The organism is Bradyrhizobium sp. IC3123, from assembly GCF_020193625.1.
GTDB lineage: Bacteria > Pseudomonadota > Alphaproteobacteria > Rhizobiales > Xanthobacteraceae > Bradyrhizobium > Bradyrhizobium yuanmingense.
The window spans coordinates 20,163-32,531 of record NZ_JADYVF010000019.1 but is presented as its reverse complement, the minus strand read 5'-3'; the positions used below and the strand labels follow the sequence as shown (position 1 = coordinate 32,531).

13 protein-coding genes are annotated in these 12,369 nt (G+C 60.3%); 7 read left to right on the top strand and 6 right to left on the bottom strand.

Annotation, left to right across the window (positions count from 1 at the left end; translation table 11 throughout):
• Window positions 1-165: 165 nt before the first annotated feature.
• Together I6F20_RS34280 and I6F20_RS34275 are read left to right on the top strand one after the other, a co-directional pair.
• Window positions 166-381 (top strand): hypothetical protein, encoded by a 216-nt coding sequence (locus I6F20_RS34280; protein ID WP_225130349.1) that lies wholly within the window; start codon window positions 166-168, stop codon window positions 379-381.
• Between the two features lie 187 nt (window positions 382-568).
• Entirely contained in the window at window positions 569-2,092 is a 1,524-nt protein-coding gene (locus I6F20_RS34275; RefSeq protein WP_225130347.1) for an FAD-dependent monooxygenase, read from the top strand.
• A gap of 144 nt (window positions 2,093-2,236) precedes the next feature.
• On the opposite strand, the gene I6F20_RS34270 is transcribed toward I6F20_RS34275, so the two are convergent.
• Window positions 2,237-3,034 (bottom strand): class I SAM-dependent methyltransferase, encoded by a 798-nt coding sequence (locus tag I6F20_RS34270; protein ID WP_225130345.1) that lies wholly within the window; start codon window positions 3,032-3,034, stop codon window positions 2,237-2,239.
• A 278-nt stretch (window positions 3,035-3,312) separates the two neighbouring features.
• Here I6F20_RS34270 and I6F20_RS34265 point away from each other — a divergent pair, with 278 nt between their 5' ends.
• Window positions 3,313-4,914: a winged helix-turn-helix domain-containing tetratricopeptide repeat protein gene (locus I6F20_RS34265; RefSeq protein WP_225130342.1), complete on the top strand. Its 1,602-nt coding sequence runs from the start codon at window positions 3,313-3,315 to the stop codon at window positions 4,912-4,914.
• Between the two features lie 291 nt (window positions 4,915-5,205).
• On the opposite strand, the gene I6F20_RS34260 is transcribed toward I6F20_RS34265, so the two are convergent.
• The 3 genes from I6F20_RS34260 to I6F20_RS34250 form a co-directional block, all read right to left on the bottom strand.
• A complete protein-coding gene (locus I6F20_RS34260) occupies window positions 5,206-5,505 on the bottom strand; it encodes a hypothetical protein (protein ID WP_225130341.1) in 300 nt (99 codons plus the stop codon).
• A gap of 55 nt (window positions 5,506-5,560) precedes the next feature.
• A complete protein-coding gene (locus I6F20_RS34255; RefSeq protein ID WP_225130339.1) occupies window positions 5,561-5,971 on the bottom strand; it encodes a hypothetical protein in 411 nt (136 codons plus the stop codon).
• Window positions 5,972-6,252: 281 nt separating this feature from the next.
• Entirely contained in the window at window positions 6,253-7,812 is a 1,560-nt protein-coding gene (locus I6F20_RS34250; protein ID WP_225130337.1) for a winged helix-turn-helix domain-containing tetratricopeptide repeat protein, read from the bottom strand.
• Between the two features lie 172 nt (window positions 7,813-7,984).
• Here I6F20_RS34250 and I6F20_RS34245 point away from each other — a divergent pair, with 172 nt between their 5' ends.
• Both I6F20_RS34245 and I6F20_RS34240 read left to right on the top strand, forming a co-directional pair.
• On the top strand, window positions 7,985-8,260 hold the full coding sequence (locus I6F20_RS34245) for a YjiS-like domain-containing protein (RefSeq protein ID WP_225130335.1): 276 nt from the start codon (window positions 7,985-7,987) through the stop codon (window positions 8,258-8,260).
• A gap of 61 nt (window positions 8,261-8,321) precedes the next feature.
• Complete coding sequence (locus tag I6F20_RS34240) at window positions 8,322-9,170, top strand: SDR family NAD(P)-dependent oxidoreductase (protein WP_225130333.1); 849 nt, start codon at window positions 8,322-8,324, stop codon at window positions 9,168-9,170.
• A gap of 385 nt (window positions 9,171-9,555) precedes the next feature.
• Here I6F20_RS34240 and I6F20_RS34235 read toward each other — a convergent pair whose 3' ends face one another.
• Window positions 9,556-9,999, bottom strand: a complete 444-nt coding sequence (locus tag I6F20_RS34235) for a hypothetical protein (protein ID WP_225130331.1) — start codon at window positions 9,997-9,999, stop codon at window positions 9,556-9,558.
• A 200-nt stretch (window positions 10,000-10,199) separates the two neighbouring features.
• On the opposite strand from I6F20_RS34235, the gene I6F20_RS34230 reads away from it, so the two are divergent.
• The gene (locus I6F20_RS34230; RefSeq protein WP_225130329.1) at window positions 10,200-11,012 is read left to right on the top strand and encodes a hypothetical protein; all 813 of its coding nucleotides are present in this window, start codon (window positions 10,200-10,202) and stop codon (window positions 11,010-11,012) included.
• Window positions 11,013-11,097: 85 nt separating this feature from the next.
• Here the strand turns inward: I6F20_RS34230 and I6F20_RS34225 are convergent, their stop codons facing one another.
• Window positions 11,098-11,283 (bottom strand): DUF3606 domain-containing protein, encoded by a 186-nt coding sequence (locus tag I6F20_RS34225; protein ID WP_225130327.1) that lies wholly within the window; start codon window positions 11,281-11,283, stop codon window positions 11,098-11,100.
• 135 nt (window positions 11,284-11,418) lie between these two features.
• On the opposite strand from I6F20_RS34225, the gene ligD reads away from it, so the two are divergent.
• Window positions 11,419-12,342: a non-homologous end-joining DNA ligase gene (gene ligD, locus I6F20_RS34220; RefSeq protein ID WP_225130325.1), complete on the top strand. Its 924-nt coding sequence runs from the start codon at window positions 11,419-11,421 to the stop codon at window positions 12,340-12,342.
• Window positions 12,343-12,369: the final 27 nt, after the last annotated feature.

The window sequence follows — 12,369 nt, the reverse complement described above, 5'->3', positions numbered from 1 at the left end:
CCGACGTGTCAAAACCTTCCGCTGAATTGAAAAAGCCCCGCGGATTGCGTCCCGCGCGGGCCATCTCAAACTCGTTTCGATGATGCCATTCTGCCAGTGTTTTGCCCGACGTGTCAAACGAACGAATTCGCACGAGCCGCGTTGGACAATCAGGAGCGACCGGCCATGACAATCAAGACGACCTCACCCGGCACAGCGCAAGACGAGACGTTGCGAGATCGTCCGGGCTCGAAGCCGCGCATCGACAAGGAACGCGCCACGCAGCAGGCGATCGTCGAAGATGCCGACGTGACGGCGGACGACGGCCGCGATCTCGCGCATGGCGAGGGCGGCACCATCGATCTGCCTACACAACCCGGCGATTTGGCGAAGGACGATTAGCCCGCGGCACAAGCGGCGCGCATCTCGATGATGCCATTGTGCCGGCGTTTTGCCCGACGTGTCAACGCGCCGAACAGGCGAGAGCCTCATCTCCCACCTCGATATGTGGTGCGCAAGGGGCTTGCTTCAAGCCCCCGGTGATCGCGTAAGACCCCTCGGCCTGAACAACCAGTCGAGGGGTCACGACATGCCTTTCCCGCTTCCGACGTCACGCTCGCGCGGCCGAACCAGCGCGGAACGCGCAACTGCCGCCGGCCATGCAGTCGTCATCGCCGGCGCCGGCCCGACCGGCTTGATGCTGGCCGCCGAGCTCGCGCTGGCTCAAATCGACGTCGCAATCGTCGAGCGGCGCGCGAGCCAGGACATCGTCGAGACGCGCGCCGGCGGACTTCACGCGCGCAGCATCGAGATCCTCGATCAGCGCGGCATTGCCGAGCGCTTCCTGCGCGAAGGACAGATCACCCAGCTCGCCGGCTTCGCCTGGACCAGGCTCGACATCGGCGATCTCCCCACCCGCCATCCTTATGGGCTCGCGCTGCGGCAGAACCAGATCGAGCGCCTGCTGGCCGAATGGACCTCCGAGCTCGCGGTGCCGATCTATCGCAGCCGCGAGGTGACGGGCTTTGCGGAAGACGCGAGCGGCCTCGACATCACACTGTCCGGCGGGATGCGCTTGCGCGCGCTTTACCTCGTCGGCTGCGACGGCGGCCGCAGCCTGGTGCGCAAGAACGCCGGCATCGACTTCGCCGGCTCAGAACCTTCGCTCAGCAACCTCATGGCCGAGGTCGAGATGCGCGAGGCGCCCCCATTCGGCCTGCGTCACGACGCGCTCGGCTTCCACGGCCTCAGCAAGACGGGAAGCGGGCGCGTGCTGGCCGTCGTGACGGAAGCCGAGCTCGCGCGCAGCGGCGAGCCGAGCTTGCGCGATCTCAGCGCGGCGCTCGAAGCCGTCTACGGCACGGACTTCGGCGTCAACAATCCCGCCTGGATCTCCCGCTTCACCGACGCGGCGCGGCAGGCCGCATCCTATCGCAGAGGCCGCGTGCTGCTCGCCGGCGATGCCGCCCACATTCATCACTCCGTCGGCGGCCAGGGCCTCAACCTCGGTGTGCAGGATGCGGTCAATCTCGGCTGGAAGCTGGCGCAGGTGGTCAAGGGCATCTCGCCCGAGAGCCTGCTCGACACCTATCACAGCGAGCGTCATCCCGTGGCCGCGCGCGTGCTGAAAAACACCATGGCGCAGATCGCCCTGCTCCGCCGCGGCGACGACGGCCGCAAGGCCGCGCGCGAGGTGATCGCCGAGCTGCTCGCCATGGACGAGCCGCGACAGCGCCTCGGCGCGATGATGAGCGGGCTCGACATCGCTTACGATCTCGGCGAAGGCCACGCGCTGCTCGGCCGCCGCATGCCCGATCTCGATCTCGTGGCGGGCGGACAGAAGCTACGATTGTTCACGCTGCTGCACGGCGCGCGCGGCGTGCTGCTCAATTTCGGCCAGCCGGGCGGCCTCGACATCTCTCTCTCGACGGAGCGCATAGGGATCGTCGATGCCGATTACGACGGCCCGTGGCTGCTTCCGGCCATCGGCGAGGTCGCCGCGCCGAGCGCCGTGCTGGTGCGGCCCGATGGCCATGTGGCCTGGGTGGGCGACGGGAGCGGCCGCGGACTTGCGGAGGCGCTGACGCGGTGGTTCGGGCCGGGCGGCGCGTAGGGGGTGTACGCCTCGTTTGGTTGCTCCAGATGTCCGCTTCTCCCTCTATAAGAGCCCAAATGGGGGAACATCTTTGATGTCGCCGATGGGCCAAGTGCGGACATCACGCGGAATGTGCACGGCAGCAGCGGCCGACCACTTTCATCAGCGGCGTTGGCCGCTTGCGAACTGATATTGAACCTCGATTTCTACGGGCCCGCCTCTATCTCCGAGGCTGCGTTGCGTTTCCTCGCGAACAATATCGCGCACCGATTGAGGGAGTGTCAGATAGGCTTGTCCAGTCGGACCGTCGCCGCGTTCATACGGACCAAAGTAGGCGTCGAAAGATGGCATACTGAACCGGTGCGCCTGCCTCGTCAATTCGATGTTTTGGAATCCGGCCTTCTCGAACAACTGTCGCAGACGCGCCGGGTCACCCAATGAAAACATCCTCGCCGTTGCCTCGCGGATCGCTGGCGAGTGCTTGGCGATAGCTGTGTTGACGCTGCCGTTGTAGGTTCGTTCCGGCACGGTCGCAACGGAAACTGCTGCGCGTCCGCCCGGCCGAAGGACACGCAAGAACTCCGACAATCCGCGCGAGGGATGAGGGAAGAACATTAGCCCGAGACTGCAAATCAAAGCATCGAAGCTGCTATCGGCGAACGAGAGAGATTGGCCGTCCTCCACCGCGAAGGTGATATTTGCCGCCGCGCTCAGGCGCTGCCGCGCCTGTCCAACCATGGCTTCCGATACGTCGGCCGCAACGACGTGCCCTGTTGGTCCAACTACGAGCAAGGATTCTGCCGCTGCCAGTCCAGTGCCCGTTGCGATGTCGAGTACCTTCATGCCAGACGCAACACGTGCGGCACTCAGAAGGAACGGCAAAAAGTGGCGTGACACATGTGCAAACGCGCGATCATACCCAACCGCGGCCGCGTCGCCGTACGCGAACTCCTTTGCCATTGGCTCCCTCAAATTTACATTCAGTTTAGGTTCGGATCAGGGTTCACTTGATTGGCGGCAAGAATGAGCGGGCCTTCGTGACAATAACAGGGTAAGTCTGCCGCGTCGGCCTTGTGTCAAAATCGGTCCTGGCGGTCTCGCAGCGTCACTTCGGGTCCGCCCCGAACTGCTTGCCGCAAGATGCGCCTGCGCGCTCAACTGATGACTTACATTTTCCTTACCGGCAGCTTATTCTTCGTGCTCAAGGGCTTCAGAGCCCCCCCAGAAGGAATGGCAGCTTGCGTTATCTCTTTCAGGATTACGCACTGGACACCGACCGGCGCGAACTGCACCGCGCAACGAACACTGAGCGGCGCGAGCTGTGTCGAGGCGCCGACTTGATCCCCGTCTCGCCGCAGGTGTTCGACCTGCTCCATTACCTGATCCGCAACAGGGAACGCGTGGTCAGCAAGGACGAGATCATCAGCGCAATCTGGAACGGCCGCATTGTCTCGGATGCCGCGTTGACGACCCGCCTCAATGCCGCCCGGACCGCCATCGGCGACAGCGGGGAAAAGCAGCACTTGATCAAGACACTGCCGCGCAAGGGTTTTCGCTTCGTCGGCACGGTCCATGAAGATCATTGGCGTGCGGTTGCCGCTACACATGGCAGTACCGACACGTCCCGCCTCGCCCCTGCACCTCGTCTTTCCATTGTGGTGCTGCCCTTCGCAAACATTGGGGGTGACAGCGAGCAGGACTATTTCGCCGACGGCGTGACGGAGAGCCTGAACACGGACCTGTCGCGCATCAGCGGTTCGTTCGTGATAGGCCGACACACCGCATTTGCCTACAAAGGCAAGCCGATCGATCTCAAACAGATCGGACGCGAATTGAACGTCCGCTATATCTTGCTGGGGTCGGTTCAGCGGGCCGGTCGCCGGCTTCGCGTCAACGTACAGCTGGTCAGCGCCGAAACGGGTAACCAACTTTGGGCAGAGCGGTTCGACAAGCTTTTCGTCGACCTTTTGGACCTGCAGGACGAAATCGTATCTCGGCTGGCCAACGCGCTGAATGCCGAACTGATTGCAGCCGAGGCGCGGCGAGCCGAGAGCACCGCAAACCCGGACGCGATAGATCTGTATTTCCGAGGCAGAGCCATCTTCAACCGGGGGCATACCCCTGAGCACCTCACGCAAGCACAGCGCTTCTTCGAACGTGCCCTGGCGCTCGATCCGGCCTGCTTGGAAGCCTTGGTCGGCAGAGCGGAGGTCGACGTGATTTTATCAGCGAATTTCATGACGGACGACGCGGCCCCTCGTCTCGCAGCGGCAGAAACGCTGTTGGGCAGGGCCTTGTCGTTGGCACCACAACACGCCATGGCGCACCTGCAGCTCGGTCTCGTTGAGATCAACACAAATCGCGCCTCGCATGGCATTGCTGCATGCGAGCGAGCGTTGGCACTGGACCGCAATCTGGCCGAGGCTCACGCGTGGATCGGTCTGGCGAAAATATACGTCGGCCGGGCGGAGGAAGCCGAGGCGCACATCCTTGAAGCGCTCCGGCTATCTCCTCGTGACATAAGAGCCTTCCGTTGGCTGATCGTCATTGGCGGAGCCAAATTGCACTTGGGTGCCGGCGAGGAAGCCGTGGTTTGGTTAAGGCGAAGCATCGAGGCCAATCGAAATAATCCGCTTTCGCACTTCTGGCTCGCCGACGCGTTGACGCGGATTGGCGAACTGGATGAAGCGAAGGCAACCGCGCAGGCAGCCCTAGCACTTGATCCGACCTTCACCATCCGCCGCTTGCGCGACACCGCGCCCAGTAACAATCCGACCTTCCTTGCCGGCCGCGAGCGATTTTACGGGGGTCTGCGCCTAGCCGGGGTGCCGGAAGGTTGATTGTCCGCTTCGGGTCAAAATCGTCGGTCCCGACCGCTGCAATCGGCTTCCGCTCTACACCCGACAGCCGACGCCCCACCGAGCATTCCGCTGGGGCAGGGATGGGTCGATCGCGACGGTCGGCCGAGTTTAAGTTAAGCCCGGTCTACCCCTGACCGCTGACATTTCGTTGGCCATCGGCTGCGACGCGATGGGCCAAAACCAGACATCGACAGGACGATGCCCACATCATGGTAGCTCGTCAGCGGCGACAATCCGGCGCACCTCTTCTCTTTGCGCTTATCGCGCGCTTCAATCCCAATCCATCCCGCCAATGACGCCAAGAAACCAGCCGCCCAAGAAAGCGGCGGTAAACGCCGCGAGGTTGAGTGCCACAGACGGGCCAAAGTCCTGCTTGTCTTGAACATGATGAAATGCGAGCAGCGCGAGCGCAAAGATCGCCGCGCACATCGCCGGCCAAAGCGCCTGTTGCCGCGCTTTAAGCCGCTGGGCCGAGGCAGCCCCCTGAGAATTCTGTGATAAAGTCCTGGATCGACGAAACGATGCCACGGCGCTCAAGACGACTACGATCAGAAAGGCTGTGAAGTACACCAGACTTTCTCCTCCATGCCAGCGGTTAGTGCGCGGCGCGGCCGTCGCCCTTCGGTCAAAAGCTGCCATCAGGACGTGGAAACCCTCGCCCTTTCGGAGGTGCCTGTTCGATACAGGTCTTCGCCCGGGCGACGATTTCCTTTGGCGATAGCTCCTTGAGAATGCGATCGCGTTCATTCCCAAAAATGAAAGCAAGCTCCAAAAGGCGTTCACGTTCTCCTTCAGGCTGACGTGTGTCCAACCTTCTGAAAGTCGTCGACGCGTTCTGGTGGTTGATCTCAGCGTCGTTCGCTTTCTGTCGCAGCGCAGCGTCAGTCGGGACTTTGCCGGTTTCCATAAGGTTGTCCGCGACAAAGATGGTCGTCGCGCAGGTGAGATGGACGTCCTCCTGGGGAGAACAAGCCGCTACCGATAAGCTCGTAGCAGCAAACAGAGCTAAACCGACGGTTTTGCAGAGAGGGATCACACTTAATCTCGGTTCTGACCGGTGGACCAAAATGCCGACAACGCCACCCCACTTGTGGGTTGCACAGCAGCACTCCGTCGACCGAGAACACGGTGAATGCTCAATTTTCCATGAATAGAGGAAGTCTGCTACGGGTCATAGGCTGACTTAGGCAGCTTGCTAGAGCTGTTCGGGTCACGCTTAGGAAGCAGACATCGCTGCGCTCAGGCGCTCAGTCCGCCCGGGCCAATTGCACTTGCGTCTCGCGCTCAATCACCTCGGCTGCACAGGCGATCATGAGCTTACTCTGGCAACCCGGCCTTGCGAAGTCCTTCGACCAACAGCTTCGCGTTTGACTGCCCGCCCCGCGCGATGAATGCTGAGATTGTAAAGGCAGGATCAACCGCAAGCACATTCGCCGCCGCCTGACGGGCCTCGGCCTCACGTCCGAGATGAGCAAAAGCGGATGCTAGATAGCGGTAAGCCACCAGATCGGAGGGGTTCTGACGAAGGGCCTTCTTCCCTGCGGCGATGGCTGCATCAAATCGACGAAGCTCAACAAGGGCACTCCCCATCCCAGCAAACAGCAGGTGTAGCCGCGGATCTACCGGGCTCACGCGAATGGCCCGTTCAAAGCTGCGGATCGCTTCCTCGTACAGTCCTGCTATTCTGTAGATTTGGCCTCTGCAACTCCATACCACAAAGGAATTTGGGTTGAGCGCAACCGCCCGGTCAATTAATTCAATCTCAGTTTCGCAATCGCCGACCATGAAGGCTGATGTCGCTGCAGCCAGCGCCAGCGTATCTGGATCATCATCGTCAATATCCAAAGCCCAACGAAGAAGCCGAATTGCTTCCTTCCTGTCGAACTGAGGATCGACTGCATAGCCCCACAGGATGTTCCGCAGGTGACAGGTAGCTGCGAGTGCCGCGACAAAGCTGAACCGAGGGTCTAGCTTTAAAGCTCCATGCGCCAGCCTGATCGCCTCGGCCAAACCTTCGCGGGTTGTCAGGTAATACTGCTGCATAGCACGGAGATAGAAGTCATAGGCGGTGAGGTTCTCCGGTCGCAGCCGCGTCGCCAATCCTATTTCCGTTTGGAGCAACTTTGGCTGAATGGCTGAGACAACCGCGACCGTGACTTCGTCCTGCAGAGCGAAAACATCCGTCAGGTCGCGCTCGAACCTGTCCGCCCAGATGTGCGCGGCTGTAACCGCGTCAATCAACTGCCCTGCGATTCGAACTTTCCCCGCCGCCTTGCGCACAGATCCTTGAAGGACATAGCGCACGCCAAGCCTGCGTCCGACCTCCGTGATGTCTACAGCTTTGCCTTTGAATGTGAAGCTCGAATTGCGCGCGATCACGAACAACCATTTGAACCGCGAAAGAGCAGTAGTGATTTCTTCCACCATTCCGTCTGCAAAGTAGTCCTGTTCGGGATCGCCGCTCATGTTCTCAAACGGCAGTACGGCAATAGAGGGTTTATCGGGGAGCGCGAGTGTAAGTTTCTCTGGTTTTACCCTGTTGTCAGTGACTGCCCGGCTATCACCCGCTTCTTCTCGCACTGGCCCGATAAAACGGAAGCCCTTCCGCGGCAACGTCTTGATGAGGCGCTGTTCCTCCCCTGTGTCACCAACCGCGCTGCGGGCGACATTGAGGCGGGTCGTCAACGCTGCATCCGACACGCTGCGCCCATTCCAAATGGCACTAATGAGGTCGTCTTTGCTGACGACGCGCTCCCGGTTGCGGATAAGGTACTCTAGCAGGTCAAAGACCTGCGGTGCCACGAGGACAACATTGACGCCGCGAGTTAGCTCGCGACGGTCGGGATCCAATGCGTAGTCCTCGAAGAAATAACGCAAGCTATAAAATTCCCTAGATCAGAGGCCGCGGTCACAAGTCAGCGCTTTGGCCACGGTGGAAACGGCAAGAATAAGCTGCCGGTGAGGAAAATGTAAGCTGCGCGTCAAGCACGCCTGTCGATCTCCTGGCACCCTGCGCGGGTGGAAAACACCGTCCGAGGGAGACATCGCAATGAGCACGACCTACAGCACGACCTGGCTGGAAAGGACATCCGCATCGACACGTTACACCTCTCGTCTCATTCGGAAATACCGGGATGCCTTTCAGGAGCGGCGCGATTGTCTGAAATTGCGCTCCGCCTTGTCCGGCCTAAGCGATAGGGAGTTGATAGACATCGGCACTACGCGCGGCGAGATCGATTACGTTCTTTCGAACCGAGATATCGACCCGCGAGGTATCTGGAGCGGGATGATCCTGGATGCTTCCGATTCGTTGAAAGTGCGGTGAGCGTCAGCTAAAACTTGGCGTTGTAGCGCGAGCGTGTCCGCTCGCCTGGAGGAGAATGCGCGTGAAGGAACTGGCGGGAAAGACAGCATTCGTGACCGGTGCGGCGTCGGGCATTGGACTGGGGATCGCGACCGCTTTCGCCCAGGCTGGGGCGAAAGTGATGCTTTGCGATATTGAAGAGGCGGCGCTGTCCGAAGCGCTCGAGCAACTGCGGCTCACTAATGTCGATGTCGACGGCGTGAAGGCGGACGTCTCACTCAAAGCCGAACTCGCGGCTGCGGCCGAGGCCACGACAGCCCGCTACGGCAAGGTCCATATTCTCGTCAATAACGCAGGCGTCGGCGGCGGTGGGCCCTACGGCACCTGGACCGATGCGTCGTGGAATTGGACCTTGGGCGTCAACCTGATGGCTACCATTTGGGGGATCGAGATCTTCGGGCCGTTGGTCGAGCAGCATGGCGAGGGCGGACATATCGTCTCCACAGCGTCGCTCGCAGGCCTCATTTCAGGAGCGAGCACTGCATACAACGTTTCAAAGTATGGCGTTGTCGCGCTGTCCGAGGGGCTGCGGCAAGAGCTCGCGCCCCGCGGAATTGGCGTATCGGTGCTGTGTCCTGGGTACGTCCGCACTCAAATCATGAACTCAGGCCGCAACCTCCCCAAGCGCTTCGTCGGGGCAGTCCGTGCCCCGCCGACTTCGGGCCCGATTGCCGAACGGATCGACCAGATCCGGGAACGCGTCGCTCAAGGTATCGACCCCCTCTATGTCGGCGAACTCGTCCGCGAAGGCGTCGAAAACGACTGGCCCTATATCTTCACCGACCTCGAATTTGAGCCGATGGTCGAAGCGCGCTTCGCCGGAATCAAGCTAGGCTTTGACCATATTCGCGGGCGCACCCCAAAGCGTTGAATGCGCAGAATTTCTCCTACCTTATCGGTCTTTTTTATGTGGTCATGGCGCTGAAACGATTCTGTCGGTCATCACGCCATGTCCGCTCCGGGTCACAAGCTGAAATGCTCTGGCTCTTAGAAGATGTCCACTCGGCCCCCAGCAGCCGACATCGGCTGTCAAAAGCCCGCGGTCTCCTGCGGGCTCAAGCTTCAAGTGTTCCTTATTCGGGTCAACGCCCGATAATCATCTCGCCTGTTCGGGCCCGCTGGGACCGTTTTGGGCGGTGCTTTCACTTGCACTGCGCTCTCGGGCTTGTATGCAAGCGCCTCGGCGATCCATCGCGGCCATTCGGGTTTCGGCGCTGGCTGAACCCGCGTTTGAAGCAACTTCCGAAGTATGTCGCTCATGCCTGCTCCTGCGATTGCAACCAAAGCTCTTCGTAAGAAGCATCGCCGTCGCGCACCGCGCCGACGCTACCGAGGACACTGATCGGCGCTTGCTGCACGCTCTCCTCGATATGCGCCTCCATCGTCACGTCGTCGCCAGGATGCACGATGACGCGCTCGATGCGGTGAACGAAGCGAATGGGGTTGTCATCTTCGCTCGTGATCGGCTGCAACGGCTTGCCCCATCCCCGGTCGAGGATGGCGTTGGCCGCCATCACGCGGGCATGGGCGGGAGCTTCCTTGTCGCGCATGATCTGCACGAGGGTCTTGATGGCGAGGTTCGTATGCGTCCGCGCCAAGGATTTGATTTCAGTTAGCGTCCGCTGCTTCAGGGCGCGGCGAGCCGCCGCCCTGGCGAGAGCATTTTGGGAAAGAAGGTTGTAGTTCACCGCTTCGGTCATGGGGGAAATCCATCTGAAAATTACTCCGGTCAATCTTGGATCGAGACACAAAAAACCCGCGTCGGAAAACCGGCGCGGGCCAAAAACAAACTCGTCTCGATGATGCTATTCTGACAGTGTTTTGCCTGACGTGTCAAACCGGGGTGTAGCCGTTCCAATGCATATTGCGCCTCTCAGCAACCCAGCGTAGAGACATTGGCATGGGGGACAGAAAGCGACGCAAACAAGCATTCCTTGCCGCACATCCGATCTGCTGCTTTTGCGGCGGTAAAAGGCCTGCTGAAACTGAAGATCATGTACCCGCTCGGGGTATCTTCGACGAGCGAAGATGGCCGGACGGCTATAACTTCCCCGCTTGCAACGCCTGCAACAACCTCACGCGTCACGACGAAAAGATCGTCGCGATGCTCGCCCGCATCATGAACGCTAACGATCTCACCACGGAGACGCAAAATCGCGAGATGCGTCGCGCCATGGCCGCTGTACACTACGCCTTCCCGGAAGCGTACAAAGGCATGCGGCTCTCCGCAAATGAGGTCCGACGCTTTCTTAAAGAGACCGGGCGATCCATAGACGGCTATCAGACACTCGGGGACTTTCCGCTTATCTCAATTGGTCAGCCAGAATTTTGGCAGGCGTTGCGGGCTTTTGGCACCAAACTGTTCTGCGCGCTGCACTACAAACACGCTGGGCGGATCGTTCCGGTTGAGGGTGTAATCGTCATACGATTTTTCAGCAACGTTCAAGTGATAGACGGCAAGATTCCGAATGAGATACTTTCGGTGCTGGGCCGGACGCCTATTCTTCAGCGCGCAAATACCAGCCTTCACGAGCAATTCGACTACGAATACCAAGTGACAGTGGACAAGTCGATGAGCCTATTTTTATGCGGCTTTAGGCGATCATTCGCACTACTCGGGCTGGTCTGCGATACTGACGACCTTCCAGAGGCGTTCAATGAAGACATCCAGGCGGGCAAGTTTCGCAGCAAACCGTTTATGCATCCCGGCTGATGCTGGTTCCCCGACCGGTTCATCGCCTGATGATGTCCACCTTATCACTTCCTGATCCCAGCGCACGGCCGCGGAAGTTGTTGGTTTACCGGCCCAACTTCCGCTCCACCTTCTTCCGGCTGCTGCCCACCTTCTTGACCGCCTTCTTCACCGCCGAGGCCGAGCGGCGGGTCTTCTTCGCCTCGTAACGAACCTCGTAATCCTGCCCGCCCGCTACGCGCGCGCGGTCCTGCTTGCGACCACGAGCGGTCGCCTTCTTCGCCTTAGCCATATCGCACCTCCATGCCTTGCGAAAACGAATGGAGATTCAGTTTGTTCCTTGTGTCTCGTTTGGTCGCGCCGCGAGGCCGGAACGAATCCCCGCAAAAAGATTCGAATCAAATGAGTTGTTGCGTGGAGTGATTGAGTGGCGTCCCAGCGTCAGCGAAGGGCACCGGCGATCGGCGTCAAGGCGCCCTTCCCGGGCTTTATCGAACCGGCCTTGGCAACCTCCGTCCCGAGGGTGCCCTCCGGAGATCGGTGGATTCACGAAATCAAATTCGACGGTTATCGCGTCCAGATGCATTTGGCGAACGAGGCCGTGACCATCTACACGCGCCGTGGGCACGATTGGACCCGGCGCTTCAAGAAGGTCGCCGAGGACGCGTGGCACATCAAGGCAGGCTCGGCGATCATCGACGGAGAGATTGTCGTCCCGGCTGCTGACGGTACGACCGATTTCTCGGTGCTTCAGAATGAGCTCAAGGGCACGTCCTCCAAGATCGTACTCGTGGTTTTCGACCTCCTCTATCTCAATGGACGAGACCTCCGCAGCCTGCCGCTGGTCCAGCGCAAGGCCGAGCTGAAGAAGGTCGTCGCCGGCACCGACGTGCAGTTCAGCGAAAGTTTCGAAATGGACGGCCGCCAGATGTTCGCCCATGCCTGCAAGGTCGGGCTGGAGGGCGTGGTCTCCAAAGTTCGCGACAGCGTCTACAACTCTGGCCGGAATAACAACTGGACGAAGACGACGTGCGCGCAACGCGAAACCTTGACCATCGCCGGCTTCGCGCTCGATGAAGGCAAGTGGGACGGCGTGTATCTCGGCCGCCGCAAGGGCGATGATCTCATCTACGCCGGCAAGGTCGACCACGGCTTCGACAAAACGTCAGCCGCCGAACTGCGCAAGCGCCTGGAGCCGCTACGACGCAGGACGCAGCCTTACGCCAAGCGCATTGCGCACAAGGGTACGTGGGTCGAGCCAAAACTGCTTGCTGAAATCGAGTACCGCGCCAAGTCGGCTGAGGGAAAGGTGCGGCATCCATTCTTCAAGGGATTGCGGGAGGACCTGTGACAGCGAACGGCCAGGCATGGTTTTCCA

Coding starts and splice junctions, on each gene's coding strand:
- I6F20_RS34280 (WP_225130349.1), top strand. CDS start 166: ATGACAATCAAGACGACCTCACCCGGCACAGCGCAAGACGAGACGTTG.
- I6F20_RS34275 (WP_225130347.1), top strand. CDS start 569: ATGCCTTTCCCGCTTCCGACGTCACGCTCGCGCGGCCGAACCAGCGCG.
- I6F20_RS34270 (WP_225130345.1), bottom strand. CDS start 3,034: ATGGCAAAGGAGTTCGCGTACGGCGACGCGGCCGCGGTTGGGTATGAT.
- I6F20_RS34245 (WP_225130335.1), top strand. CDS start 7,985: ATGAGCACGACCTACAGCACGACCTGGCTGGAAAGGACATCCGCATCG.
- I6F20_RS34235 (WP_225130331.1), bottom strand. CDS start 9,999: ATGACCGAAGCGGTGAACTACAACCTTCTTTCCCAAAATGCTCTCGCC.
- I6F20_RS34230 (WP_225130329.1), top strand. CDS start 10,200: ATGGGGGACAGAAAGCGACGCAAACAAGCATTCCTTGCCGCACATCCG.
- I6F20_RS34225 (WP_225130327.1), bottom strand. CDS start 11,283: ATGGCTAAGGCGAAGAAGGCGACCGCTCGTGGTCGCAAGCAGGACCGC.